Origin of the sequence: Bacillus sp. TE8-1 (assembly GCF_008368855.1) — a bacterium.
Lineage (GTDB): Bacteria > Bacillota > Bacilli > Bacillales > Bacillaceae_G > Bacillus_A > Bacillus_A cereus.
In genome coordinates, this window is record NZ_QPET01000021.1 from 135265 (window position 1) to 160637 (window position 25373).

Sequence of the window (25373 nt, forward strand, 5' to 3'; positions counted from 1 at the left end):
AGTCAACTAACCTCTTTCTAGTGTTTTTCCTACATATTTCTCTTGCGTTATTCCAAAAGATTCACGAAGAATGCGAGCATAATCTTTAGATTCTATTGGTCGTTTATTTTTAGTGCCTTTAAAGGTTTCTGTATAATTTTTATTTGTTAATGATATGTGACCATAAGTAGTTAATTTACAAGTGATAGCCCCTTTATTAAAAGGAGATTCTTTATGCTCTACAATCACTTTTTGAATGTTATTCACTTTTTTCTCATCTATTGGATCTACAGTGAAAGCATAGCCTATTTTCCATTCGTTTGAAGGTTCAGATTGTAAGAAACTTGTAGATTCCCCGTTAGCTCCTTTTCTCATTTCTAAAATATGCGTACCTTTTCGAGTATTTCGCTTACGAATTCGATATTCTCCTGTTTGAGAGGAGATGACTTCTCCGTTAAAAGGGACTGGATGTAAAGGGAGATGAGATGCAAAACCTGCATCCACAACATAATCTTTATCCTCATGACTTAATATGATAATGACATGACCATCATCGGGTTTCCATTTATTATCGTACAGATCATAAACAGTACCGGCTACTTTGTATACTTGAAACCCACAATCAATTAAAAAATAATACAATAAGGAGTTTAATTCATAACAAAGTCCACCTCGTTTTTGAATAAGTAACTTTTCTATTAAGTTATCTTTTGAGATATTTTTAATAGTACCAGCCATAATATCAAGATTTTCATAGGGGAGAATCATTCCCATTTTTAAGAGAATTTCATCTAAATCATCAAATGTTATTTCTTTTGCAGGAATTTTTAAGCGTTTAAAAAACTCCTTTTGTAAATTGGTCATCATAAAGTATTCTCCTTTCTTTTTACAGAATTTTCTTCTGCTCACCGATAGGTTAGTACTTCTAAAAAGTTAATTCAAGTGCGCGGAAATTATCATAATATATGTTTCTGGAAATGTGATTTTCTATTCTGAAATTTCAGTTTAATTTTTAATCGTAGGAAAGTCTTATAATATAAGCTCCTTTAAAATTAGTTTGTATTTAATGAAAAGAAAGTACATATCTTTATTATATTTTTAAATAACTAACTAGTAATAAAATGTTTTTTCACTAAAATTTTTTCAAGATTTGTATGCTTTATATAAACAATATTGATTTAAAAAATATCTGGATGTAGCTAAGTAAACAATTATTGAGAAACTTTTTTGTCGTATTCTATCAAAAGGAAGAGGTAGAAACAAAGAGAATAACGAGAGTTAAGAAAGAGGGTATACAACTAGTAACCTTCTAAAAATAGGGCTAACATCTTTTTAAAATAAAAGATTAGCTATTATTAAGGAAGGGAAAATATAAAATATTATAAAGAACACCTTCTTTCAAAAAAATAGGGGGAGTAATATGCGACTGATGAGAAGATGTGTGGCCTTACTAATTGTATTTTTTATCATGGCTCCAACGATTAGCACAAATGTACAGGCAGAAGTTGTAAAAGAGCTTGGAAAGGGGTTTCCTGATACAGAAGTATTCACACCTGGAGAATGGTTTTTAGGCCAAAAACCTGCTAATTATGATGAGAATAAACCGCCAATTCTCTTTGTACAAGGAAGAAATGGTAATGCTGATAGTTGGTATGGAAAGACAGTATATCATGATATAAATGATATGTATGATTATGCTTTAAAAGCAGGCTATCAAACAGTGTTTATACAATTGTATGATGCAGCGGGGAAAGGTTCGGCTAGTCAGTGGGATAACGGAAAATTGTTGGCACAAAAACTTGAAGAAATATATAATCATTTCGGTAAGAAAGTTAATATTGTAGCGCATAGTAAAGGTGGAATTGATACACAAGCTGCATTAGTTGAATATGGTGCGAATCGATTTGTTGGAAATGTTATTTCACTTGCTACACCGCATCATGGCTCAAATTTAGCAGATTTGTCATATAGTTGGTGGGCAGGGTGGCTTGCTTCTATATTAGGTCAAAAAGATGATGGTACGTATTCGTTACAAATAGGTGAAATGGCAAAGTTTCGTTCAATAATAGATAACAACCCAGCAGCTAAATTAAACCGTTACTATACGGCTACTGGGACTAGCTGGGGACCAACATTTTCTGCATTATCTATGGGCGGGTTATATTTATCATCGTACGGTTCAAATGATGGACTAGTAAATGAATGGAGTGCGAAGCTATCGTACGGTACACATTTATTTACAGATTCCAGATTTGATCATGACAATATAAGAAAAGGATCAGCTGTTTTTGCACGAATTGAACCATATTTACGTACGACAAATGTGGGGTTACCAGCTTTAGTAGCATCCAGCACTAGTTCAAATGAAAATCTAGAACAATTAAATACAACTTCAAATCAAAATATTTTAGGAGGCGAATTACCACAAAATCAGTGGATAGAGCAAAGTATTTCTGTTGATAAAAAGGCTGAAGGAATAGTTTCTGTACTAACTGCTTCTTCTGATGTAGAAGTACAAATGGTATCTCCAAAAGGAGAAACCTATGCAAACAAAGATAGCGCTATAACTACTGGTGAAGGCGAATCTTTCTTTAATGGGGCGACAATTAGAACATTTAAGTTTGATAAATTGGAAGTAGGCGAATGGAAAATCAAAATGATGGCGAAGCAGTCGAAAGATGCATATTTAGTTGTAAGCGATTACAATAATAGCGCGCCATTTGTTCTTCAAATGCCTACAAAAGTTAAAGTAAATAAACCTGAGTATAAACTGAAAAAATCACCAGTGGCACCTGAAATGAAAGGGGATCTTTCCATAACAGTAAGAGTCGTTAATAAAGAAGGTAAGTTAGTCTCTGAATTTAATGAATTACAAAATGTTAATACGAATACATTTACAGGTGCTTTGAAAGATATAAAACAACCGGGAGTATATAACGTTACGATGGATATAAAAGGGATGAATAAAGAAGGAAAACCATATAATCGTACGATTGTTAAGTCGGTTTATGTAGAGAAATAAGGAAGAATAAATAAGCATAATATAAAAGTGCAGAAATCTTGTGTTAGAAAGAATTCTGCACTTTTTTTGCGTGATGAAAGATAATAAAAGTCGAAGAAAACTGTTATTCAATAAAAAAAGATGCTGAAATAGCATCTGAATGTAAAGAAATAATATTAACTTAGTTTTGTAACTGTTAATTCAACTGAATTTATACCATTGTCACAAGTTACAATACTTTGACGATTAAAGCCACTATTATTTCTAAGTTGAAGAGTTGAATTAGCTGGCACTGTAACAATCGTTTCGCCAATGAGTTGAAGACATTCGTTATTTGATGAAGTATTCATTTGAATAGCGAAGTCACCTTGACTATTAGCAAGTGGATTGTTATTTAAAAATATAGTTATGACTGGGATATGTGGAAATACAGGATTTAAAGTAGTATTAATACTGGAAATGAACGAAACTCTATAATCACCAGCTTGTCTAAATTGTATAGTAGTAGGGTTTAGTAAGGAAACGCCTCCTGCTAAAGGTCCAACGTGATTAAATGGAAAAGGATCGCCAAAAGGAACAGTTATAAATTCAGTTTGCCAAAAAGTTCCGTATGCAGGACAGCTTCGTTTATGTGAATGGTCACATGAACATTTTTTATTTGAACTGGAAGAAGATTTGCATGAGCATTTTTTATACGAGTTTGAAGAATGATAGTATGAACCCAATATATTACCTCCTATTCTTAATAAATTTAAACCACATAGTAGTTTATGAAGATGAATCAAAATTGGCGTGTATGCTTGTACTATAAAAGGAGATAGATGTGGAATATAAAGTGGTCAAATGATGAAATGTAGTATTTGGGTATTACCTGTAACACCTTTTGAAGATGATAAGGTTCATAATTTGATAGAAAAATAAATGGAATTTCTAAATAGATTGAAGTAACGAGGAAACGTTTATCCCGCTATTTTTCGAGCAGTAAGACTCCCATCTCAAAATTCAGCGAAAGCAAAGAAGTTAGGTGGGGGATGAATTAAACCCCCACTCATTAAAATTTCAATTTACTATATTTATTTAGTCTGACAAAACAGCAATATTATCTTTAGCTGTATGGATGTTATCATTTGGTGAAGTTATGACATTTAACTGTATGTATATTAGGTTATTCAGTTTATTTTTTTATTTGCGTAGCTGAGCAGGAAGAAGTCAGAAAATATAGAATAATGTACATATGAAGCATCGTTTGTTTTTGGTGTGAATAGTAATTAAAGATACGCTAAAATATTTAAAATTGTAACGAAAGAGAGATTAAATAATAGAGGGAGCAACTTACATGGAAAATATATTAAAGGTATCTTCAAAATCAAGCCCAAATTCAGTCGCGGGTGCAATAGCGGGTGTACTAAGAACAAGTGGTAATGTGGAAATTCAAGCGATTGGGGCTGGAGCTATAAATCAAGCGATTAAAGCAATTGCGATTGCAAGAGGGTTCGTCGCTCCAAGTGGTATTGACTTAGCCTTCGTACCAGCATTTCAAGAGATTTCTATCAATAATGAAGAAAGAACGGCGATTAAATTAATTGTAGGTCCTAGAAAGAAAAGGTCTTAGTAGAAGAGAGTGTTACTATAAGGGGAAAAGACCAATAGACTTCCCATGTTAGATACGTTATTTTATGTAACCGATCCTTGGGTGTGGACACGGCATTATGCCGGACGCATGTCTGTTAATTTCTCCTTAAATTTAGCGTGTGTTCTAGATACTTAAAAATGCCAAATCCTTTGTGATATAAGGGATTTGGTATTTTTGATGTTTTTAAAAATAAACAACCCTAAAACTGCTCATTTAGAAGATTTAGTTTTAGTAGCGGCCATTGAACGTTTTTATGATAGTTTACCTGATAAATAGAAGAGTTTACCAATGAAAAGTAACTGGGGGATTCAAAAAATGAATCAAACTATTTTAGAGAAAGTCCTAAAATTTCGGGATGATAGGAACTGGAAGCAGTTCCACAATCCTAAAGATTTAGCTATTTCTCTTTCTTTAGAGGCGAGTGAGTTGTTGGAGAATTTTCAGTGGAAAAGCAGTGAGGAAGCTGTAGAAACAAAAAAAGAAGACATGAAAGATGAGTTGGCAGATCAATTGGATATTGACTTAGAAGAGATTATTATAAACAAAATAGAAAAAATAATAAAAAATATCCAGTAGAGAAATCTCGAGACTCTAAAAAGAAATATAATGAAATTTAAAAAAGGTGGAATTAAATATGTTATATCTTTTTACTGCAAGTAATGATAGTGCTATAAAAAATTTGGAAGCTACTATTGAAAAAACATATCCTATTTCTACATGTTTAGCAGATTTAGATGCCGATACAGTAACTAAACTTAAAGATAATGAATTACATGAGAATGTATGTATGTGGGGAGCAACTCCTGGTTCTTCAAATGTTGATAGATGGGAAAAGTTAAAAGAGGGTGACGGGATTTTAGCATATTCTAAAGGGGAATTTAAGTTTTTCGGGACAATTTTTGCTAAGACTCATAACCCAGATGTGGCTAGAAAAATTTAGAAAACAAACGATAATGATGAAACTTGGGAATACATCTATTTTATTAAGGACCTAAAACCTGTAAACATTAAAGCAATCGAATTCGCAGCTTTCTTTGGCTACAAATTGAACCATACACCACAAGGATTTACTAATATTGATTCGGATTTTAGTAAAGTAAAGATTGCAGAAGAAGAGAAATCGGAAAATCGAAAAAAAACTAAAATGGAATCTGGTAGGGAAGTATGGCCTCGTGATCCGAAAAAAGCTAAACAAGCTATTAAACAGGCAGAATTTAAATGTGAAATAGATGACACACATGAAACATTTGTATCGGAAGCCAGCCGAAAAAATTATATGGAGGCCCATCATCTAATACCGTTAAGAATGCAACATGATTTTGAAAATAGTTTAGATGTTGTTGGAAATATAGTTAGTATATGTCCGAACTGTCATAGGTTGATTCATTATGGAAGAGACAAAGATAAGAAAAAAGTTTTAGAACTTCTCTTTGAACAAAGAAAAGATTCTTTGAAGAAGTTCGGTATTGAGGTATCTCTCAAAGAGCTATTTGGATACTATGGAATTCTAAAATAAGAATATTCATAGCTATAGTGAAGGTAGAATGTTTCATACTTAAACATAGCTATTATTGTGATGGAAATTTAAATTTCGTCTTTTGAAAGTATCAATAATTTGTATTATTTTCATAGGGTTATATATTTTTCTTTTGCTCTGCTGTATAGCAGAGCTCTTTTTTTTGTCGTACAAAAGCCACCTATATATGTGAAGTGCACCCCAATTGTTAGGCTGTGTCTAACAATTGGGGTGCACTTCAGTCCTGTCGGGCGGCTTCTTTTAATTTATATTCACCAATTCATCAAACTTAAACTTAGTATTCAAACCAAAGGCATCTGTACAATATATAGTTTTCGTCATCGGTTCAATATGTAATACATTTATGTACATGTCTTGCACCATTCCATCACGATAGTATGAGATATGTATTTCTTCTTCCTCGTGAAAAGATTGCATTAACGCTCTTTCTATTCGTTCCATAGTATCTTGTGTTAAAAAAGGTTTAGGTACTTTATATTGTTCCTCAAACATTCTATGTATTTCCTCGTATTGCTCCGGTATTGAAGCAAACGGATTCCATTTCACCATACCTCTTCCACGTACTACAGGAAAGCTGTTATATCCCATGATGTAATACCTCACTTTTGTTTTTTTAACTCCACTACAAACAAACGTGTGTTCTTTTTTGAGGTTTGAAAAGGGACCATTTTGTTAACATGAATATTCAAAAATAATTTTTTTAAGTTAGAATATTCAAAAACTTATTTATGCAAACAAGCATGTCATGATAACATTTAACAAAAGGGGGTAGAAGTAGATGAGTGTTGACATTATTTCTAAAGAAGAAATCACAAAATTATTAAACGAATGGTATCAAGCTATGATTTCACAACGTGTATTACAGTCTCAGAAAATAAAAGAAGATATTGCAAATAAAATCAATAATATTAAGGAAGACCAAACAATATTAGTCTACTACGCTTTATTGAATGCACGGTATAAACTGCTAATTCGGGATATGGATAGTACAAAAGATATTCTGGACAAAATCGAGCCTTTACCAGAGTCTACAGAAACATTTTTAGAGTACTATCATCATTTATTTAAAGCAATTTACGCTATTAATAAAGCAAACCATAGTGAAGCAAGAATGCAATTTGAAAAAGCTGAAACGTTTTTAGAATACATGCATGATGAAATTGAAAAAGCAGAATTTAATTATTGGCTTGCAGTCCATTACTATCACGTATTAAAACCGATCCTAGCAGTTCAATTTGCTACAAAGGCGAATGAAGTATTTTCAATTAGTCCAGGGTATGAATTAAAAACTGCAGCATGCTTAAATACTTTAGGAATGGCACACATTCGACTAAATGAATTCGAAAGTGCAGAGGAATATTTACTTTCAGCACTAGGTACCTTCCAAAAATCTAATGATGAACTTCTTATTAAACGAGTTAAGCATAATTTAGGACTTTTATACGCAAGTCAAAACATGCCAGAGTTAGCAATTAAACACTTAGAGGATTCATTAGAAAATAACGCTAAAACTATGTTTCTTTTAGCAAGAGAACATTTTAAGTTAGGTTATAGTGATATCGCTAATGAATATATTGAGAATGGCTATAAGATTAGCGACTTATGTTATCGTCATCATTTCCGAATTTTAAAAGCAGTACATAACTATGTACCGCAAGAAGAATTAGAAAATGTGGTTATAGAAGGTATTTCGTATTTTGAAAAAGAAGAATTATATGATTGGGTAAAAGAATATGCTTCTCTTTTAGGTGAAATATTCTATGGTTCAGAAAATCATAGAAAAGCAAGCAAGTATTTGCACATCGCTTTAGATGCAGACAAAAAGAGCATAGAAAGAAGGGCGCTAAAATGAAAAAAGCAATCTTATTAATGATGATGTTATCCGCTGTTTTTACTTTTGGTCTTACTAATGCAAAAGACATACCACAAAACGAAGCAATTGAAGTGTTTATGGATCATGGAGAACATATTTAAAACCTAAGGAAGAGGGCGCTTATAGTGTCCTCTTTTTAATATCTATTATTTATATGATGAGGTTGCAGGTACGTCTTTTGGTTATTGTTTGATAAACGTAAGATGTTTCTAAAAATGTGTATACAAAGGTGTATTTTTGTACTGTATATGTTCACGTACTATATAAAAAAGTATGAAAATCTATAAAAATAATTATTTCAATAAAATTTGTTTTAGATATTAAAAAGTGCCAAAACCCTTGTGGTATAAGGGGTTTGGCACTTTTGTGTTTTTTATATTTTATCAAATAAACAACCCTAAAACTGCTCATTCTTCTCCCAAGATTCAACGATATAATGTGCAATCGTCGGATTGAAGCCTTTACCAACTAAAAACATAATCGCAGCAACTTCTGTTAATGCGTGTTCGTGTGATGTATGTTTTGCTTCATTTAAACCGTAATCTACCCATGGTTTTACGAAATCTAGTACAGGTTTCTTGAAAGGTAAAAATTGTGTACCGACAACTTGTTGAATTTGTTGTTGTGTTGGTTCAGTAATTGGTCCAGGTGGTAAGATTTGTGGTTGTGTAATGTCTAGTGTTGGTCCGGGCGGTAAAATTTGTGGTTGAGTTGGATCTATTGTTGGTGGTTTAGGTGGTGAGACACGTGCGTCGTAGTTTGGTTGATACATTTGTTGTTGATATTGCGGTTGTTGTGGCTGAGTTGTGTATGGGTTTTGTGGTGCTACATATGGATTTTGTGGATATTGTTGTTCTTGGTTTTGTGGTGCTACATATGGATTTTGTGGATATTGTTGTTCTTGGTTTTGTGGTGCTACATATGGATTTTGTGGATATTGTTGTTCTTGGTTTTGTGGTATTACATATGGATTTTGAGGATATCGCTGTTCTTGATTTTGTGGTGCTGCATATGGATTTTGAGGATATTCATAATTTGGACGTGTGTCATATGGATTTTGTTGAAATTCAGTTTCTTGGTTTTGCGTTGTTGCATATGGGGTTTCGTCATGTTGTTGCTCTTGCTGTTGTAACTCTTGTTCTTCGTATTGTTCTGTGTATCTCTGTTCTTGTTGTTGAGGATACAATGGTTGCCTTGGATAAGGCGGTTGATTATTATAGAACATGTTTATTCCTCCTTCATGATGATGCCTACCACCTAGTGTATGGGCGGACAAGAAAATATGTGATGAAAAAATGCGGGCGTGTTACAATAAGTAACTGGGTGAAGATAAAATGACAAAACAAGAAAAAATTCAAAAAACAATTACTTTTGTAAAACATATTTTAGAAAAAGATGCGAGTGGGCATGATTGGTATCATATTGAACGTGTACATAAAATGGCGATTTCTTTATCTGAGCAAGAAGGTGGAAATCGTTTTATAATTGAAATGGCAGCATTACTTCACGATGTGGCAGATGAAAAGCTAAATGAAAGTGAAGAAGCAGGAATGAAAAAAGTTTCTGATTGGTTAGAAGAGCTACGTGTTGAAGAAGAGGAAAGTAAACATATTCTTCATATCATCGCCAATATGTCTTATAAAGGTGGCCATGGCGGCACAGTAGAGTCACTTGAAGGGAAAATTGTTCAAGATGCGGATCGTTTAGATGCTCTTGGTGCAATAGGAATTGCTCGTACATTTGCATATGGCGGGGCGAAAGGGAGATTAATGTATGACCCAACTATTCCGCCGCGTGAAGAAATGACGAAAGAAGAGTATAGAAAAAATAATGATCCATCTTTAAATCATTTTTATGAAAAACTTTTGAAATTAAAAGATTTAATGAATACGAATGCAGCAAAACAAGAGGCTGAAATTCGTCATCTTTATATGGAACAGTTTATTGAACAATTTATGAAAGAGTGGAATGCACAAATATGAAAATGTTAACTGTGGAGAACTTATCAAAATCATATGGAGAAAAGCCGTTATTTGATGGATTATCATGTAGTATTACAGAAGGACAACGTGTCGGAATTATTGGTGTAAACGGAACTGGTAAATCGACATTATTAAAAATTATTGCGGGATTAGAAACTCCTGATACAGGTGATATGACGCATTCACGTGGGTATACAATTAGTTATTTATCACAGCAACCAGAGTTTGATGAAAAACTGACAGTATTAGAGCAAGTGTTCCATGGCGATACACCTTTAATTCGTCTTCTTCGTGATTATGAAAAAGCACTATTAAATATTGAAAAAGATCCAAGTAATGAAAAAGTACAGGAACAATTATTTGCAGTGCAGCAACGTATGGATGCAATGAGTGCATGGGAAGCAAATGCAAATGCGAAATCTCTTTTAACGAAATTAGGAATTACGGACTTCACTGCAATTGTTGGGAATTTATCTGGTGGACAGAAAAAACGTATCGCAATGGCACAATGTTTTATTGAAACACCGGATTTATTAATTTTAGACGAGCCTACGAACCATCTTGACCACGAGACAGTTGAATGGTTAGAAGAATATTTAGCGAGATATACAGGTTCGGTATTACTTGTAACCCATGATCGTTATTTCTTAGATCGTGTGACGAATCGTATTTTTGAATTAGATAATGGTAAACTATATAGCTACGAAGGAAACTATAGTACATTTTTAGAAGCGAAAGCACTTCGTGAAGAGCAAGAATTGGCACAAGAATCGAAACGCCAAAATTTATATCGTCGTGAACTTGCTTGGATTCGTCGTGGTGCAAAAGCCCGTTCTACGAAACAAAAGGCGCGTATTCAGCGTTTTGATGAGCTAAAGGCACAAGAAGGACCAGCTGCAAAACAGTCAGTTGATATTGCACTAAGCGGAAGTCGTCTAGGAAAGAAAGTACTTGAGTTAAAAGATGTAACGAAAAAATTTGGCGATAAGACGGTATTACATAATTTTAATCATATTGTGAAACCGGGTGATCGTATCGGAATTATTGGGGCGAATGGAAGCGGGAAATCTTCCCTATTAAATATGCTTGCAGGTAAGTTATCTCCTGATAGTGGTGAAGTGGAAGTAGGACAAACTGTAAAAGTTGCTTATTATACGCAAGAAAATGAAGAGATGAATTTAAATCAGCGTATGATTGAATACATTAAAGAGATTGCAGAAGTTATTCATACGACAGATGGAAAAGTAATTGGTGCATCTCAAATGTTAGAACGTTTCTTATTCCCGACTCATTCACATGGTACACCGCTTGGTAAACTATCTGGTGGTGAAAGAAGACGTTTATATTTATTACGTATTTTAATGGGAGAACCAAACGTACTTTTACTTGATGAACCTACGAATGATCTAGATACACAAACATTAACAGTACTAGAAGATTATTTAGAAGATTTCCCAGGTGTCGTTTTAACTGTATCGCATGACCGTTACTTCTTAGATAAAGTAGTAGATGAACTGTTCATCTTTACTGGCGGAGGCGAAGTGCGTGAGTTTCTAGGTAGTTATACAGATTATTTAGAAATGGAAAAAACGAGAGAACTTATGGAGAAAGCGGAAGTTCAAAAAGAGAAAAAAGTTGTAGAAGAAGCGCCAAAACAACAACGTAAACGTAAACTTTCATACAATGAACAGCGTGAATGGGAAACGATTGAAGATACAATTGCCGAACTTGAAGAGAAAATTGAGTCAATTGGAGAAGAACTTGCGAAAGTTGGATCTGACTTCACAAAGGCACAAGAATTATCTGAAGCACAGCAGAAAACAGAAGAAGAGCTAGAAAAAAAGATGGAAAGATGGAGTGAACTATCAGACATCGTTGAAGGATTAAAATAAAAACAAGCTGCATATATTGAAAAGTAAAGAGAAAAACTTTACACTATTGGTAGAACCTATTTTAGGAGGGAAAAAATGAGAACATCTAATCCAATGTTGAAAAAAGAGGCATTCCGTAAAGAGGGAGCAAGTGCTTCTGCGATGACGATTGGCGGAACAGTAGGCAAAACGTTCATTATGCTTATCTTGCTACTTGCAACGTCTGTCTATTCATACATACAGATGATGCAGGGGACGATGAAGATGCCAGTATTAATTGGTGCTTTAATCGTTGCGGCAATCATCGCATTTGCGTCTATGTTCTTCCCGCGCATTTCACCTTTTGGTGCACCAATCTATGCAGCGGTAGAAGGGGTTGTGTTAGGAAGTATTTCAGCAGTTTATACAATGAAATTTGGCGATTCTATCGTTTTAAATGCTGTATTACTAACAATCTCAATTCTATTTGCAATGTTAGTGTTATATGCAACACGCGTAGTAAAAGTAACGGATAAATTCCGTACAGGCGTGATGGCAGCAACACTTGGAATTATGGTTATGTATTTAGTCGTATTCCTACTAAATATGTTTGGTGTAACTGTTCCATACATTCACCAAGGTGGTACAATCGGTATTATTATTAGTGCAGTTGTTATTGTAGTTGCTGCATTAAACTTATTACTAGATTTCGATTTAATCGAAAATGGTGTACGTAGTCAAGCTCCGAAATATATGGAGTGGTATACTGCGATGGGACTAATGCTTACATTAGTATGGTTATACTTAGAAATTCTTCGTTTCGTTTCTTACTTTACGAAAAATGACTAATAAAAAAATCCTGCATGAAAAATGCAGGATTTTTTTATTTTCAAAGATATATTGAATGTATGGTATAATATGGATGATAGCAACTTGAAGTGAAGGAGATGGAATATGATGAAAGAGAAGAAGGGGATTATGAAAAAACTATTTTCTAAAAGTTTTTTCATAGAACTAGATGAAGCTTTAACGTATCCATCATCAAAAGTTATTACTTCAGCGATTGAAGGATATGCAGCTGAATGCAATGAAAGACTAAAATTTGAGAGTAAAGTTAAACCGATTACTTTCTACTTAGAAAATGCAATGTACCGTGCTGAAATAAAGATGGCTCGCGGAGGATATTACATATCTTGTACTGAAGTGTAATAAATTTTGAAACCATACATGTTTGAACTATGTATGGTTTCTTTTTTTGTTTTGTAAGGTCTAAAATAATACTTTTTACTTACGGATATATCATTTTGTGCTTTTTACCATTCAAACATTTCTCCTTACAATGAAGAAAAACATGTGAGGTGGTATAACTTATGATGAATCGAGTTGTATTAATCGGTAGATTGACAAAGGAGCCAGAATTATACTACACAAAACAAGGCGTCGCTTATGCACGAATATGTGTTGCGGTGAATAGAGGATTTCGAAATAGTTTAGGTGAACAACAAGTCGATTTTATTAATTGTGTCGTTTGGCGCAAATCGGCTGAGAATGTAACTGAATATTGTAAAAAGGGATCACTCGTTGGGATTACAGGGCGTATTCAGACTAGTAATTACGATGATGAACAAGGCAAGAGAATATATAGAACTGAAGTTGTGATTGAGAGTATTACCTTTTTGGAGAGAAGGCGGGAGGGGGCATCGTAATAAAAGGTGATTTGAAGTAATAGCTTCGGAAAAAATTGTGGAAAGTATTTTAATAAACTTAAAGAGGGGATACCGCCAGCTTTTTTGAAAAAACAAGTAAAGAGTATACAAAATTTTATAACGTTTTTTGGCTAATCCAGTAACAAACGAGAACCGTAAAACCCATCACAGGATAGGAATGTATAAAAAGATGAATCGAGTGATAGAAAATAAAAAAGGGATTCCTTCTGAGAGTAAGGAATCCTCCTTTTTGTTGCTACCGATAACGAAAATTATGTAAATAAGCTATCCATATGGATAGCTTATTATATTTTTTTGTTTAGCGTGTTTTTTTCAAAAATAATGGCGATGCCTCAAGAAATGGATAAAAAATAAAAATCATCGGAAACGAAAGCTTTTAAAATCCCGTTCCTAATTTAAAATGTAAAAAGAATGAAATAGTATGGTAGCGGGAAGAAAGTAGTAAAATTAAGCATCCGAGTAGGAGTATAGAGTGATAACATGTTACAATACAGCTAAGAACATGCAATAAAGGAGAGTTTTTTACGTGAAGATTAAAGCAATTGAACCGACGCCAAGTCCAAATACAATGAAAGTTATTTTGAATGAAGTATTACCATCAGGAGCACGTAATAATTATACAAATGAAAATAAAGAACAAGCACCAATGCAAGTGCAAGAAATTTTGAAAATTGAAGGCATTAAAGGTGTATATCATGTAGCCGACTTTTTAGCAGTGGAGCGAAATGCGAAGTATGACTGGAAAGTTTTATTACAACAAGTTCGTGCTGTTTTCGGCGAAGAAGTATTGGAAGAAAGTGAAGAACAACAACTGTCTCATTTTGGAGAAGTGAAAGTGTTTGTTCAAATGTTCTTTACAATTCCAATGCAAGTAAAGTTAACAGATGGAACATCGGAAGAACGTGTTGGCTTACCAGATCGTTTTAAAGAATCAATTATGAAAGTGCAAATGTCTGCACCAAACGTTGTAAAAGAGCGTAAATGGGTAGAACAAAGTACACGTTACGGTAATTTTGAAGAAATTGGGAAAGAAGTAGTGGAAGAGATTGTTGCTGCTTATTCAGAAGAACGTGTAAATGAAACGGTTAAAGAATTATTAAATCAAGCAGGTGCTGTTGAAGTAACGATTCAAAAGCGTGAGCCATATAAAGTAACAGAAGAGATGATGAAAGATTCTGACTGGAAAAATCGTTTTGCAGCATTAGAACAAATGGATCCTACTGAAGAAGATATTCCAGTGTTAAAGATGGCGTTAGATGATGAAAAAGTTTCAATACGCCGTTTAGCAACAGCTTATTTAGGTATGGTAAAAGGTGATGAAGTATTACCGTTATTATATAAAGCTTTGTTAGATCGCTCTGTAAGTGTTCGCCGTACTGCAGGAGATTGTTTATCAGATGTAGGTGATCCGGCAGCGATGTTCGTTATGATTAAATCTCTGAAAGATCCAAGTAAATTAGTACGCTGGCGTGCAGCGATGTTCTTATTTGAACTTGGAGATGAAAGTGCGATTCCAGCATTAAAAGCAGCGCAAGATGATCCAGAGTTTGAAGTAGCCATGCAAGCACGTCTAGCATTAGAGCGTATTGAAGGCGGAGAAGAAGCAAAAGGTTCTGTATGGAAACAAATGACGGAGTCTCGTAAAGGGGAATAATGTATGATTGTTTTCTATGATAGTTGGTGTCCGATGTGTACGGCCGTTGCAGAACGTACGAAAAAATTAGATAAAAAGGGTAAGATGAAATTTGTTTCATTTCGAAATGAAGATGTAGTTGAGAAGTATGAGCTTTCTCAAGAACTACAAAGTAAGATGGAACAAAGACTGTATATTTTTAAAAATAATAAGTGGTATGACGGTATTCAGAGCATAGATGTATTAGCAAAGGCCGTTCCATCTTATTGGTTTGCAGTTCCTTTTATAAAGCTATCTATCGTACTTGGTTTTGGAAGTAAAGTATACGATTATATCGCTAATAATAGAAAACTTGTTCCAGTGGGACATTGCCGCGGTGGGGTTTGTGAAATCCCTACAAAAAAATGAAATCATCGTTATCTTTCTTTTGCACCTATTAATAGAGCGTGATATGATGAATTTGGAATGAAAGTTGAAGGAGAGATTACAAGATGTCAAATGCTTATGAAGAATACATGCGCCAAATGGTAATCCCAATGCGCCAAGAGTTAGTGCGTTCTGGGTTTGAAGAGTTAACTACAGAAGAAGCTGTAACAGAATTTATGGAAAATACATCAGGTACAACTTTAGTAGTTGTAAACTCTGTTTGTGGTTGTGCAGCTGGTTTAGCACGTCCATCAGCAGGTCAAGCGGTTGTTCGTGCTGAAAAACAACCTGATCATCTTGTAACTGTATTCGCAGGTCAAGATAAAGATGCTACTGCAAAAATGCGTGAATACTTCGGAGAAATTCCTCCATCTTCACCATCTATGGCATTATTAAAAGGAAAAGAAGTTGTTCACTTTATTCACCGTCATGAAATTGAAGGTGCAACTATGGACGAAATTATTACGAACTTAGAACAAGCTTTCGAAAAGAATTGCTAAAGAAGGGGGAGAGTAAATCTCCCTCTTTTCTTTATATAGAGGTGAAACAATGATCGTAACAACAGCAGGAAGAACGAACAAAGAAATGACAGATTATGCAAACGAGGTAGCAGCAGAATTAAATGCTTCTTTCGTTAAACGTAATGACATACCGGTACATAAGCTACATGAGCAGTATGAACAAGATGTGCTTGTCGTAGGGAAGAACCGATTAGCTATTTATCCAAAAGGTACGGAAGAATCGTTTTTCTTTCATCCGAACTCAGCGATGTTTCGTGTGAAAAGGTTAATGCGTGGAGAACACGATCCGTTTGTACAAGCCACGCAATTAGAGAGAGGAATGACAGTGTTAGATTGTACGCTCGGGATGGCATCAGATAGTATTGTAGCTAGTTATGTTGTTGGGGAAAGCGGAAAAGTAACAGGACTTGAAGGCAATGAGTATATGGCTTATATTATGGAAAATGGTTTGAAAACATGGTCTTCATCTGTTTCTGAAATTGATGAAGCAATGCAAAGAATCCAAGTAAAGCAAACGGAGCATTTTTCATTTTTAGCGCAATGTGAAGACAATAGTTACGATGTCGTTTACCTTGATCCGATGTTTGAAGAAACTGTCATAGAATCCGATGGAATTAAAGGATTAAAACACTTCGCTTTGTATCATGATATTACTGACGAAACAATTGCGGAGGCAAAACGAGTGGCGAGAAAACGTGTCGTTTTAAAAGATCATTTTCGTAGTTCTAGATTTGAAAAACACAATTTTTATGTATACAAAAGAAAAAGTGCTAAGTTTCACTTTGGTGTAATTGACCCTTGCTAATTGTTTGAAAAGATGTATAATAAGCAATAATTAATTAAATATACTGTCTGTGATGAAGAGAGTAGTCTTTTTTAGAAGGAAAGCGAGCTAGGGATGGTGTGAGCCTAGTACGGAAGAAAAAGATGAAGCGCACTTCGGAGATGCTTCTTGAACGAATAGTAGAGAAAGCCGAGGCCCCCTGTCCTCGTTATAAACGGGAAAGTGGTTCGTAACGAACAACAAGGGTGGTACCACGGGTTAAAACTCGTCTCTTTTTTAGAGACGAGTTTTTTGTGTTTTAAAAAATAAGGAGGTTGTATCATGGATTATAAAATGCAGTTTGCGGAAAGTTTATCTAATATTTTCACGAATGAATTAACGCAAAAACAAATTTTAGATTTAATTGAAACACCGAAACAAGATGAATTTGGAGATGCAGCGTTCCCATGCTTTTCATTAGCGAAGCAATATAAAAAAGCACCAGCTCTTATCGCAAAGGAAGTTGCTGAGAAATTCAATGATCCGTTTTTTACGAAAGTAGAAGCCGTTGGTCCTTATGTAAATGTATTTTTCAATCGTGAAACTGTAAGTGATGCAGTATTAAAAACAGTTTTAGCGGAGAAAGAAGAGTTCGGTCAAAACCACTTTGGCTGTGAAAAAACAGTAGTAATTGATTATTCCTCTCCTAATATCGCGAAACCTTTTTCGATGGGGCATTTACGTTCTACAATGATAGGAAATTCGCTGAAACATATCGCTGAAAAATGTGGCTATGAAGTTGTAGGGATTAATTATATAGGAGATTGGGGAACACAGTTTGGAAAGTTAATTACGGCTTATAAAAAATGGGGAAATGAAGCAGTAGTTAAAGAAGATCCAATACGTGAGCTATTTAAGTTATATGTCCAATTCCATGAAGAGGTAAAAGACGACGAAGAACTAGAAGAAGAAGGACGTGCTTGGTTTAAGAAACTAGAAGAAGGTGATGAAGAAGCGGTAGAACTTTGGAATTGGTTTCGTCATGAGTCCCTTAAAGAATTTTCTCGCATTTATGAACTTCTCGGCGTAGAATTTACTAATTTTCAGGGAGAAGCATTTTATAATAATTTAATGGAAGATTTTATTGGGATTTTAGAAGAACATGAGTTGCTTGAACAATCAGAAGGTGCATTAGTCGTTAATTTAGAAGAAGAAGGAATGCCGCCTTGTTTAATTAGAAAATCAGATGGTGCGACGATTTATGCAACGCGTGACTTAACGGCAGCTTTATATCGTCAAAACACTTATGGGTTTGATAAAGCGCTATATGTTGTTGGTCCAGAACAAAGCTTACATTTCAATCAATTTTTCACCGTATTAAAAAAACTTGGCTATACTTGGGTTGATGGTATGGAACACGTACCGTTTGGCTTCATTTTAAAAGATGGTAAGAAAATGTCGACACGTAAAGGAAGAGTTATTTTACTTGAAGAAGTACTCGAAGAAGCAATCGAACTTGCAAAACAAAATATTGAAGAGAAAAATCCAAACTTAAAACAGAAAGAAGAAGTAGCAAAGCAAGTCGGTGTTGGTGCAGTCATCTTCCACGATTTAAAAAATGAGCGTATGCATAATATCGAATTCTCATTAGAAAATATGCTGAAATTTGAAGGAGAAACAGGACCTTACGTACAGTACACACATGCACGTGCTTGTTCTATTTTAAGAAAAGAAAGTGTAGAATTTGAAACATGTACATTTGCTTTAAAAGACGATCATAGCTGGAGTGTCGTAAAATTACTAAATAAATTCCCGCAAATAATTGAAGCAGCTTTCAATAAAAATGAGCCATCGATTATTTCGAAATATATATTAGATGTAGCACAATCATTCAATAAATATTACGGTAATGTTCGTATATTAGAAGAGAGCAAAGAAAAAGACAGCAGACTCGCATTGGTTTATGCTGTGACGGTTGTATTAAAAGAAGGATTACGTTTACTTGGGGTGGAGGCACCTGAGGAAATGTAACATAGTAGTAAACTGACAAACTGGGTCTAGTATAAACCTGGTTTGTTTTTTTATTGGATATATATTTTTTTTGCAAAATCAATTAAAATCTTTTTAGAGAGGGTGATTCATATTGATTCGAACTTTTATTTTACAAATTCCTTGTCATAGAAGATTAGATAGGAGTTTTTTTAAACTACAAAAGTACATACCTTTATGTGCGCGTTGTACAGGCATGCTTATTGGTATTTTAATGTTTCCAATTTATTTTTATATGACACCTTCATTTCTTTTGGCAATCATACTATCATTTTTCGCTCAAATTCCGTTACTTATCGATGGGTTCACCCAAAAGTGGAAATGGAGAAGTAGCTCAAATTTGCTAAGAATAACTACTGGTGTATTAAGCGGTAATGGTATGGGATTATTCATTTCCTCTAGTGTTATATGGATATTATCTTAAGATATATAGTAATGGAGGTATTTACATAGATGTTCTGGATTTACTTAATTCTAATTTTTATTTCAGGCGGAAGTGGAATTGGTTTTATGATTCAAAATAAGTATACAGAAGCAATAATAGCTTTTGTTATTTGTATACTATTGTTTGGGCTACTGTATTATTATCTTAAAAGAAACAAAAGAAAGAGAAAAGCAGATTGTGACGATTTAGACTGTACGGATTGTTTTGATTGTGATTGTACTTGTTAAATTTTTCTTCCAAATAAAAAGCTAGTGTATTATTAAAAATACACTAGCTTTTTTGCTTTGAAATTTTAAGAAAAGTGTAGGAATACGGCTATTATATAGAGAACTTTAGTTTTGTATATAAAAGGAGGCGTTAGATGTTGGAAACGTATGATTGGAACAATAAACTAACATATTTAAAAAACACGAGAGATTTATATTACAACGACGATTATGTAAGCTTTTTAGTAAATACAGTTTGGAAGATTACTAAGCCTGTACATATCGTTGATTACGGTTGTGGATATGGTTATTTAGGATTAGTATTAATGCCATTGCTCCCAGAAGGTTCAAAGTATACAGGTATTGATAGTGGAGAAACATTATTAGCTGAAGCCAGAGAGTTGTTTCGTTTACTTCCGTATGATTCAGAATTTCTTGAAGGAGATGCTACAGAAATTGAACTGAACGATAAATACGATATAGCAATCTGTCATGCTTTCTTATTACATATGACTACTCCAGAAACAATGCTAGAAAAAATGATACATTCAGTTAAAAAGGGTGGAAAAATAATCTGTTTTGAACCACATTGGATTTCTAATATGGCTTCTTATTTACTAGATGGGGAGAAACAATCGGAATTTATTCAGCTAGGTGTTTTGCAGAAATTATTTGAAAGTGATACGCAAAGAAATGGTAAAGATGGCAATATAGGCATGAAAATACCGATATATTTAAGTGAATTAGGTGTGAAAAATATTGAATGTAGAGTAAGCGATAAAGTGAACTTTTTAGATTCAAATATGCATCACAATGATAAAAACGATTTGTATCAATCATTAAAAGAAGAGGGGATTGCAGGTGATCCGGGTGATAAGCAACAATTTGTAGAACGTTTAATAGCCAGAGGATTAACATATGATAATGCGCTAGCTCAATATGAAGCTGAACTACGATTTTTTAACATATTTCATGTGTATTCTTCTTTTGTATACGCTCCCAATATGAAAATTACATTTGGTGACATAGTTTGTTAAAAGGTATGATGTATAAGGATTGTCGTTTAATGTCGATAAGTCGATATTCGACATATAATCGCTGATAAATGTTAAGAATCGGTCGATATAATTTGAAAATCGCCGATAAAATGAAAGAATCGCTGATATATTTGAATTATCGCCGATATAATTTTATGTACTAATTTCAGCTTCTACAAGATAAAAACCGCATGTTACGTTATTCCATATAATTAAACAAAATACGGAGAAAAACAATCGTTTTTACTATATTTTGTTATAAATTTGAATAATATTAATTAATACCATCCATTTTAAGAGATTTTAGTTGAATACATACTATATGGTGTGTAAAATCTAAGCAAGTAGCAGTTTAAATATAAATTCGAGGTGAATGCATGCTAGATTTTAAGCAATTAGAAACTTGTTTAAAAGACAAGAGATTTGTAGATGGATTACAGGAAATAAATAATGAAATTGCATATATAAAAGAAACGAATACTTTATCCTATGTGAAGAATTGGCTTGCCAATATTCCTTCGCATAAGGAGTTCGATATATTAATTCGCCTTACTGATGAAGGGCTTATGCACCAATACAGTTCATTCCTCATTCGTTACGCTTATAAAAAATTCCCAAATATGAGAACGCTCTCTTTATATTGTGATGAGTTAATTGATGAGCGGAAAATTCTTGAAGCAGAGCAGTTGTTAAAATCTTCTTTAGAAGAGTTAAGTAAAGAAGAAATAGATGCAGATTTTTTAGCGAAAACATATTTTACGTTAGTACGATGTCTTTTAGAAATGAAACGAAACGAAGAAGCGTTAATGTATATGCAAAAAGCAGAGGAGTACAGTGCGCGCGCAGTGTTTGATAAATGGGGCTACGTTTATATGCATACAGGTGAATGGGAGAAAGCGGAAGAACAATTTATTGCTGGCATGCAGCATGAAGATTGTGAAGAGTTATCTACCTATTTATTATCACAATTGTATGCGAATAAAGGAGAACAAAAACGCGCGATACAGTTAATCGATGATGTGATTGTAAAATTCCCACAAGTACTATATTTTCATTTTGAGAAGATAAAGTATTTATTAGATTTAGAGCAATATGAAGAGATGTTAGCGGTAATAGATAACATAAATACTCAGCTGCCATATCATGCCTATAATACTTACTTTGTACATTTACGTGCAGAAGCACTGTACAAAATGAATAAATTTGCAGATTTACAAAAACTATTAAAAGAAGAAAAGAGTTTAAAAGAATCTTTATATCATAATTTAGAAAAAAATCCGGATGGAAAAAAGGTTCACTTGCCGATAGTTCCAATTGTACAAAAGGATAATTATTGTGTTCCGACAAGTTTAGAGATGATGTTGCGTATATGGGGAGAGAAACGTACACAAGATGAAATAGCAGAGTTTATTTTTGATATGACAGGATCGAAGTTTTCAGATACTGTTTCTTATTTAGAAGAATTAGGTTATGAATATCGTTATTTTAAAGGGAACGAAGAGAATTATAAGAGACTGATTGACGAAGGAATTCCTGTTTTATTAAGTATAGATATTGAGCATGCTTCACACGTACAAGTTCTATCTGGATATGATGATACATTGCAAGCTTTCTATGTTCAAGATCCAAACTTTATAGAACCAGTTCTTGTGGAATATAGTAAATTACAAGAAAAATATCGTTATACAGGCTGTTTAGCAATCACGTTTGTTCCGAAAGAAAAGAAGGAGCAACTAGCGTTTCTAAGTGAGGAAGAAAATCGTTACTTTAAATCTATTTTTTCTCTTACGGATCATTTAGATGAACATGACAAAGAGGGAATTAGTAACTTAGTACAATTTTTAAAAGAAACGAGTGATAATCCAAATACGTGGTTATATACGATAAAGCACTTAGATGTTGAAGTAGATAAAAAATTTATTTTATATTGTATCGATAAGTTAATGGAAAAGTTTCCGAACTCGGACTTTGTTAAATTGCATGGTGCACAATGTTTTATTCGTCTTCAAGAAGTAGAGAAAGCGGAGCAAATGCTGACAAGCGTTGAGAAGAAAAATAATCGTGCTTTATATCATTTAATAAACGGAAGATATGCGTTTGAACAGGAAAGTTATCTAGAAGCGATTTCAAGCTTTCGTTTATCGTTACAATTAGACGCAGATCAGCCTATTGCTTGGAGTTTTCTCGCTTTATCCTATATGTATATTGATCAATCTGAAAAAGCATTGCAATACTCTCAAGTTGCATTAGAGCGTAGTCCTGAAAGGTTCACTTTAACAAATCACGGTTTAATATTAATAGATTTAGAAAGATATGAAGAAGCATATGAAATCTTTAATGACTTGTTAAAAGAGTATAAATATGAAGCGCATGTATGGTATGAACGAGCGAGATGTGCACATCAACTAGGGAAATTATATTTAGCAATAAAAGGGCTTAAAGTAGCGATTCATTTGGATAGTAATGCACCTTACATTTATACGAAACTTTCGGAAATATACGAATCTGATTTGAAGGATGAGGAAAGTGCGAAAGAAATTTTATTAAACGGTATTGAGAATTGTGATGATAAAGCACCTCTTTACGTAAAATTAGGTGATTATCATTTTCAAAATGATAGCTTGGAAGAAGCAGAAGTATTGTATAAGCGTGCTTTAGAAGAAAATGATGAGGATGTTTATTCTCACTTCGGACTTACACAAGTTTATATGGCAAGAGAACAATATAAGGAAGCAAAAGAATATATACTTGGTCTTGAGAAGCAAATTGAAAAGAGCCAAGATTTCCTCATGAATGCAGGAATGGTTTTATGGGATGCTGAAATTGAACTTGGTGGAAATGAAGAAGGGTTTAAAGTAGCACTATCTAAGTTAGAAAATGGTATAAAGAAAAGTGATTATAATGTAGTAAGTGCGTTAGATGAATATGTGAATCGAATTAAAGGAACGGAATTTGTACAACGAGGTATAGCATTTTTAAGAACGTTACACAAAGAAAGAAATGAAGTAAGTGAGTACGGTTGTTATGCAGGTATTTTATATGAATCTATTGGACAGTACGGCCAAGCGATGAAAAGATATAATAAGGCGATAGAACAAATGGAAACGGCATTACCGTATTACCGAATTGGTGAAACACTTATGGCATTAGGGCAATTGACGGAAGCAAAACAAGCGTATGAAACATGTTTAGAGCTTGATGGGAATTTCGTAGGTGTACATTTACAGCTTGCGGAAATATACGAAAAAGAAGAAAACCGTTCTAAAAAACAAAGTCATATGGTTCAGGCGATGAAAGAAGAGCCGTTGCATATTAATATGGAATATTTAGCACAGCTTTCAGTAGATATGAATCTTCAGGAAGAATTGCTGACTAAACTAGAACAATTAGCGGACGAAGTACCTGAAATATGGCGTTTAGATGCGATTGCGTATGTGTACGGAGCGATGAATGAAATAGATAAAGAACAAGCACAGGTTGAATACGCACTACAATTAGATGGTGAGCATATAGAAGTTCTATATCATTATGCAAAAGTATTAGTGAAAAAAAGAAATGTAAAAGCAATTGAAGTTGCAATGAAAGTAATACAAAAAGATTTTGATAATGAACGTATATTTGATGTTTATGTAAAAGCAGTAGAGCAACATAAAAAATTGTCTAACATACGAGATTTTCTTCATACGTTAAAGGTGAAAAAAGCAGAAAGGAGTACAGCATTCATGTATGCTGCAGCTGCGGTTACGGAAATATGGATTGAACGCCAGCTGCATGAACAGCCAAAACGATCTATCATTACGAGAGCTTTTTATCGTATGAAAAATCGTGCGAAAGAAATTTCAATGGTTACTATGATAATTGATTTATATGAAATCTCTTTAAAGTTAAATCCGAAAAATAGTATGGCAGCACAGCGATTTGCGCTATTTTATGAGAATGTAGAGATGAATAAAGAAGCAATAGAGATTCTGCACACGTCACTAGAAAATAAATGGGATTATGACGTAGCGAAGCAACTTGTAAATCTTTTCGTTGAGTGCGAGGAAGAAGATATGTTAAGAGATGCTTTGGAATTAACGAAACAAATGGTTCGAGAACTACCAGATGATTATGATACTCTTCTTCTGCAAGCACAAGTATTCTTTAAAGCAGGGGAAGAAAGAAAAGCAGAAAAGATTATCTTACAATTAACAGAGCAAACACCGTTTGTAAGTAGAGCATTTCTTGCTTTAGGAGAAATATATCAAAGTCAAGAAAGGTTTGAAGAGGCAATTCATGTATTAGAAAATGCTTCTATACATCATCCAAATGAAACAGCAATTCTTCTTTCTTTAGCATCTTCATATCATGGTGCCGGCCAAACGATACAGGCAGAAAAAATAACAAATGAAGTATTAATAATTGACGCGAGTGATTTGTTAGCAAGATATGATCGTGCTTGTTATTTAGCGCAGTTAAATAGAAATGAAGAGGCGAAGGAAGAGCTTGAATTTGTCCTTCGTGAGGATGAATCGGGATTCTTTGCTGAACTTATTGAGGATGATGAAAATTTAGCAGCATTGCGAGAATTTGAAAAGTAATTGTATAAGAATAGGGAAAAAAGATAAGGATATATTTTGAATTAGTTGACAATTAGTTGCTAAATGGCATAAAATAACTTTTAACAAAGTATACAAATCTGAAGACGAGAAAGAGTAAAATAGTGAGCTGT

Annotated in this window: 25 protein-coding genes and 2 other annotated features (1 of these 27 running past the window's edge); of the genes, 21 read left to right on the plus strand and 4 right to left on the minus strand. The window is 33.8% G+C overall.

Annotated features, from left to right (window positions below):
• Window positions 1–6 precede the first annotated feature (6 nt).
• Window positions 7–846, minus strand: a complete 840-nt coding sequence (locus tag DN404_RS19685; RefSeq protein WP_000988903.1) for an arylamine N-acetyltransferase family protein — start codon at window positions 844–846, stop codon at window positions 7–9.
• 553 nt (window positions 847–1399) lie between these two features.
• Between DN404_RS19685 and DN404_RS19690 the strand changes: the two genes are divergently transcribed.
• A complete protein-coding gene (locus DN404_RS19690; protein ID WP_149215367.1) occupies window positions 1400–3001 on the plus strand; it encodes an esterase/lipase family protein in 1602 nt (533 codons plus the stop codon).
• 155 nt (window positions 3002–3156) lie between these two features.
• Here the strand turns inward: DN404_RS19690 and DN404_RS19695 are convergent, their stop codons facing one another.
• The gene (locus tag DN404_RS19695) at window positions 3157–3705 is read right to left on the minus strand and encodes a hypothetical protein (protein ID WP_016122400.1); all 549 of its coding nucleotides are present in this window, start codon (window positions 3703–3705) and stop codon (window positions 3157–3159) included.
• 611 nt (window positions 3706–4316) lie between these two features.
• On the opposite strand from DN404_RS19695, the gene DN404_RS19700 reads away from it, so the two are divergent.
• The 4 genes from DN404_RS19700 (at window position 4317) to DN404_RS19715 (ending at window position 6129) form a co-directional block, all read left to right on the plus strand.
• Entirely contained in the window at window positions 4317–4592 is a 276-nt protein-coding gene (locus DN404_RS19700) for a stage V sporulation protein S (RefSeq protein WP_000427801.1), read from the plus strand.
• Window positions 4593–4901: 309 nt separating this feature from the next.
• Window positions 4902–5189 carry a nucleoside triphosphate pyrophosphohydrolase family protein gene (locus DN404_RS19705; RefSeq protein ID WP_002025705.1) on the plus strand — a complete coding sequence of 96 codons (288 nt, stop codon included), beginning with the start codon at window positions 4902–4904 and terminating at the stop codon, window positions 5187–5189.
• Between the two features lie 58 nt (window positions 5190–5247).
• Complete coding sequence (locus DN404_RS19710) at window positions 5248–5553, plus strand: hypothetical protein (RefSeq protein WP_000966113.1); 306 nt, start codon at window positions 5248–5250, stop codon at window positions 5551–5553.
• A gap of 105 nt (window positions 5554–5658) precedes the next feature.
• Window positions 5659–6129, plus strand: a complete 471-nt coding sequence (locus DN404_RS19715) for an HNH endonuclease (RefSeq protein ID WP_006929631.1) — start codon at window positions 5659–5661, stop codon at window positions 6127–6129.
• A 261-nt stretch (window positions 6130–6390) separates the two neighbouring features.
• Here the strand turns inward: DN404_RS19715 and DN404_RS19720 are convergent, their stop codons facing one another.
• The gene (locus DN404_RS19720; RefSeq protein ID WP_000541073.1) at window positions 6391–6738 is read right to left on the minus strand and encodes a YolD-like family protein; all 348 of its coding nucleotides are present in this window, start codon (window positions 6736–6738) and stop codon (window positions 6391–6393) included.
• Between the two features lie 190 nt (window positions 6739–6928).
• Here DN404_RS19720 and DN404_RS19725 point away from each other — a divergent pair, with 190 nt between their 5' ends.
• On the plus strand, window positions 6929–8002 hold the full coding sequence (locus DN404_RS19725) for a response regulator aspartate phosphatase (RefSeq protein WP_049107464.1): 1074 nt from the start codon (window positions 6929–6931) through the stop codon (window positions 8000–8002).
• Window positions 7999–8124 carry an aspartate phosphatase gene (locus DN404_RS19730; protein WP_000709201.1) on the plus strand — a complete coding sequence of 42 codons (126 nt, stop codon included), beginning with the start codon at window positions 7999–8001 and terminating at the stop codon, window positions 8122–8124. Before DN404_RS19725 ends, DN404_RS19730 begins: the two co-directional genes overlap by 4 nt.
• A gap of 296 nt (window positions 8125–8420) precedes the next feature.
• On the opposite strand, the gene DN404_RS19735 is transcribed toward DN404_RS19730, so the two are convergent.
• A complete protein-coding gene (locus DN404_RS19735; protein WP_086412143.1) occupies window positions 8421–9248 on the minus strand; it encodes a hypothetical protein in 828 nt (275 codons plus the stop codon).
• Window positions 9249–9357: 109 nt separating this feature from the next.
• Between DN404_RS19735 and DN404_RS19740 the strand changes: the two genes are divergently transcribed.
• From DN404_RS19740 to DN404_RS19805, 14 genes are all read left to right on the plus strand, one after another.
• Window positions 9358–10005, plus strand: coding sequence for an HD domain-containing protein (locus DN404_RS19740; protein ID WP_000165965.1), 648 nt, complete (start codon window positions 9358–9360; stop codon window positions 10003–10005).
• The gene (locus DN404_RS19745) at window positions 10002–11897 is read left to right on the plus strand and encodes an ABC-F family ATP-binding cassette domain-containing protein (protein ID WP_000783169.1); all 1896 of its coding nucleotides are present in this window, start codon (window positions 10002–10004) and stop codon (window positions 11895–11897) included. Before DN404_RS19740 ends, DN404_RS19745 begins: the two co-directional genes overlap by 4 nt.
• Window positions 11898–11972: 75 nt before the next feature.
• Window positions 11973–12704 (plus strand): Bax inhibitor-1/YccA family protein, encoded by a 732-nt coding sequence (locus DN404_RS19750; protein ID WP_001260655.1) that lies wholly within the window; start codon window positions 11973–11975, stop codon window positions 12702–12704.
• A gap of 105 nt (window positions 12705–12809) precedes the next feature.
• Entirely contained in the window at window positions 12810–13064 is a 255-nt protein-coding gene (locus DN404_RS19755) for a DUF4318 domain-containing protein (protein ID WP_000975137.1), read from the plus strand.
• Window positions 13065–13225: 161 nt separating this feature from the next.
• Entirely contained in the window at window positions 13226–13561 is a 336-nt protein-coding gene (locus tag DN404_RS19760) for a single-stranded DNA-binding protein (protein WP_000982018.1), read from the plus strand.
• A 547-nt stretch (window positions 13562–14108) separates the two neighbouring features.
• Window positions 14109–15236, plus strand: a complete 1128-nt coding sequence (locus DN404_RS19765; protein ID WP_000692566.1) for a conserved virulence factor C family protein — start codon at window positions 14109–14111, stop codon at window positions 15234–15236.
• Window positions 15237–15239: 3 nt separating this feature from the next.
• Entirely contained in the window at window positions 15240–15623 is a 384-nt protein-coding gene (locus tag DN404_RS19770; protein ID WP_000634884.1) for a thiol-disulfide oxidoreductase DCC family protein, read from the plus strand.
• 83 nt (window positions 15624–15706) lie between these two features.
• Window positions 15707–16141: a BrxA/BrxB family bacilliredoxin gene (locus DN404_RS19775; protein WP_000063706.1), complete on the plus strand. Its 435-nt coding sequence runs from the start codon at window positions 15707–15709 to the stop codon at window positions 16139–16141.
• Window positions 16142–16190: 49 nt separating this feature from the next.
• On the plus strand, window positions 16191–16967 hold the full coding sequence (locus tag DN404_RS19780) for a class I SAM-dependent methyltransferase (RefSeq protein WP_000637459.1): 777 nt from the start codon (window positions 16191–16193) through the stop codon (window positions 16965–16967).
• 40 nt (window positions 16968–17007) lie between these two features.
• Window positions 17008–17222: a binding site (T-box leader), on the plus strand.
• A 45-nt stretch (window positions 17223–17267) separates the two neighbouring features.
• Window positions 17268–18956: an arginine--tRNA ligase gene (argS, locus tag DN404_RS19785; protein WP_000384910.1), complete on the plus strand. Its 1689-nt coding sequence runs from the start codon at window positions 17268–17270 to the stop codon at window positions 18954–18956.
• 112 nt (window positions 18957–19068) lie between these two features.
• Window positions 19069–19398: a DUF2085 domain-containing protein gene (locus DN404_RS19790; protein ID WP_000621475.1), complete on the plus strand. Its 330-nt coding sequence runs from the start codon at window positions 19069–19071 to the stop codon at window positions 19396–19398.
• Window positions 19399–19427: 29 nt separating this feature from the next.
• Window positions 19428–19646 (plus strand): hypothetical protein, encoded by a 219-nt coding sequence (locus DN404_RS19795; protein WP_000498601.1) that lies wholly within the window; start codon window positions 19428–19430, stop codon window positions 19644–19646.
• Between the two features lie 137 nt (window positions 19647–19783).
• Entirely contained in the window at window positions 19784–20662 is an 879-nt protein-coding gene (locus DN404_RS19800) for a class I SAM-dependent methyltransferase (protein ID WP_025709739.1), read from the plus strand.
• 377 nt (window positions 20663–21039) lie between these two features.
• Window positions 21040–25242, plus strand: coding sequence for a bacteriocin-processing peptidase family protein (locus DN404_RS19805; RefSeq protein ID WP_149215368.1), 4203 nt, complete (start codon window positions 21040–21042; stop codon window positions 25240–25242).
• 92 nt (window positions 25243–25334) lie between these two features.
• Window positions 25335–25373: a binding site (T-box leader), on the plus strand; it runs 202 nt beyond the window's last position.

What these genes read in the sequence shown, in the direction of transcription:
- DN404_RS19795 (WP_000498601.1), top strand. Translation starts at nt 19,428, where the DNA reads ATGTTCTGGATTTACTTAATTCTAATTTTTATTTCAGGCGGAAGTGGA.
- DN404_RS19725 (WP_049107464.1), top strand. Translation starts at nt 6,929, where the DNA reads ATGAGTGTTGACATTATTTCTAAAGAAGAAATCACAAAATTATTAAAC.
- argS (WP_000384910.1), top strand. Translation starts at nt 17,268, where the DNA reads ATGGATTATAAAATGCAGTTTGCGGAAAGTTTATCTAATATTTTCACG.
- DN404_RS19730 (WP_000709201.1), top strand. Translation starts at nt 7,999, where the DNA reads ATGAAAAAAGCAATCTTATTAATGATGATGTTATCCGCTGTTTTTACT.
- DN404_RS19775 (WP_000063706.1), top strand. Translation starts at nt 15,707, where the DNA reads ATGTCAAATGCTTATGAAGAATACATGCGCCAAATGGTAATCCCAATG.
- DN404_RS19750 (WP_001260655.1), top strand. Translation starts at nt 11,973, where the DNA reads ATGAGAACATCTAATCCAATGTTGAAAAAAGAGGCATTCCGTAAAGAG.
- DN404_RS19780 (WP_000637459.1), top strand. Translation starts at nt 16,191, where the DNA reads ATGATCGTAACAACAGCAGGAAGAACGAACAAAGAAATGACAGATTAT.
- DN404_RS19690 (WP_149215367.1), top strand. Translation starts at nt 1,400, where the DNA reads ATGCGACTGATGAGAAGATGTGTGGCCTTACTAATTGTATTTTTTATC.
- DN404_RS19745 (WP_000783169.1), top strand. Translation starts at nt 10,002, where the DNA reads ATGAAAATGTTAACTGTGGAGAACTTATCAAAATCATATGGAGAAAAG.
- DN404_RS19685 (WP_000988903.1), bottom strand. Translation starts at nt 846, where the DNA reads ATGATGACCAATTTACAAAAGGAGTTTTTTAAACGCTTAAAAATTCCT.
- DN404_RS19805 (WP_149215368.1), top strand. Translation starts at nt 21,040, where the DNA reads ATGCTAGATTTTAAGCAATTAGAAACTTGTTTAAAAGACAAGAGATTT.
- DN404_RS19760 (WP_000982018.1), top strand. Translation starts at nt 13,226, where the DNA reads ATGATGAATCGAGTTGTATTAATCGGTAGATTGACAAAGGAGCCAGAA.
- DN404_RS19770 (WP_000634884.1), top strand. Translation starts at nt 15,240, where the DNA reads ATGATTGTTTTCTATGATAGTTGGTGTCCGATGTGTACGGCCGTTGCA.
- DN404_RS19720 (WP_000541073.1), bottom strand. Translation starts at nt 6,738, where the DNA reads ATGGGATATAACAGCTTTCCTGTAGTACGTGGAAGAGGTATGGTGAAA.
- DN404_RS19735 (WP_086412143.1), bottom strand. Translation starts at nt 9,248, where the DNA reads ATGTTCTATAATAATCAACCGCCTTATCCAAGGCAACCATTGTATCCT.
- DN404_RS19710 (WP_000966113.1), top strand. Translation starts at nt 5,248, where the DNA reads ATGTTATATCTTTTTACTGCAAGTAATGATAGTGCTATAAAAAATTTG.
- DN404_RS19700 (WP_000427801.1), top strand. Translation starts at nt 4,317, where the DNA reads ATGGAAAATATATTAAAGGTATCTTCAAAATCAAGCCCAAATTCAGTC.
- DN404_RS19705 (WP_002025705.1), top strand. Translation starts at nt 4,902, where the DNA reads ATGAAAAGTAACTGGGGGATTCAAAAAATGAATCAAACTATTTTAGAG.
- DN404_RS19740 (WP_000165965.1), top strand. Translation starts at nt 9,358, where the DNA reads ATGACAAAACAAGAAAAAATTCAAAAAACAATTACTTTTGTAAAACAT.
- DN404_RS19755 (WP_000975137.1), top strand. Translation starts at nt 12,810, where the DNA reads ATGATGAAAGAGAAGAAGGGGATTATGAAAAAACTATTTTCTAAAAGT.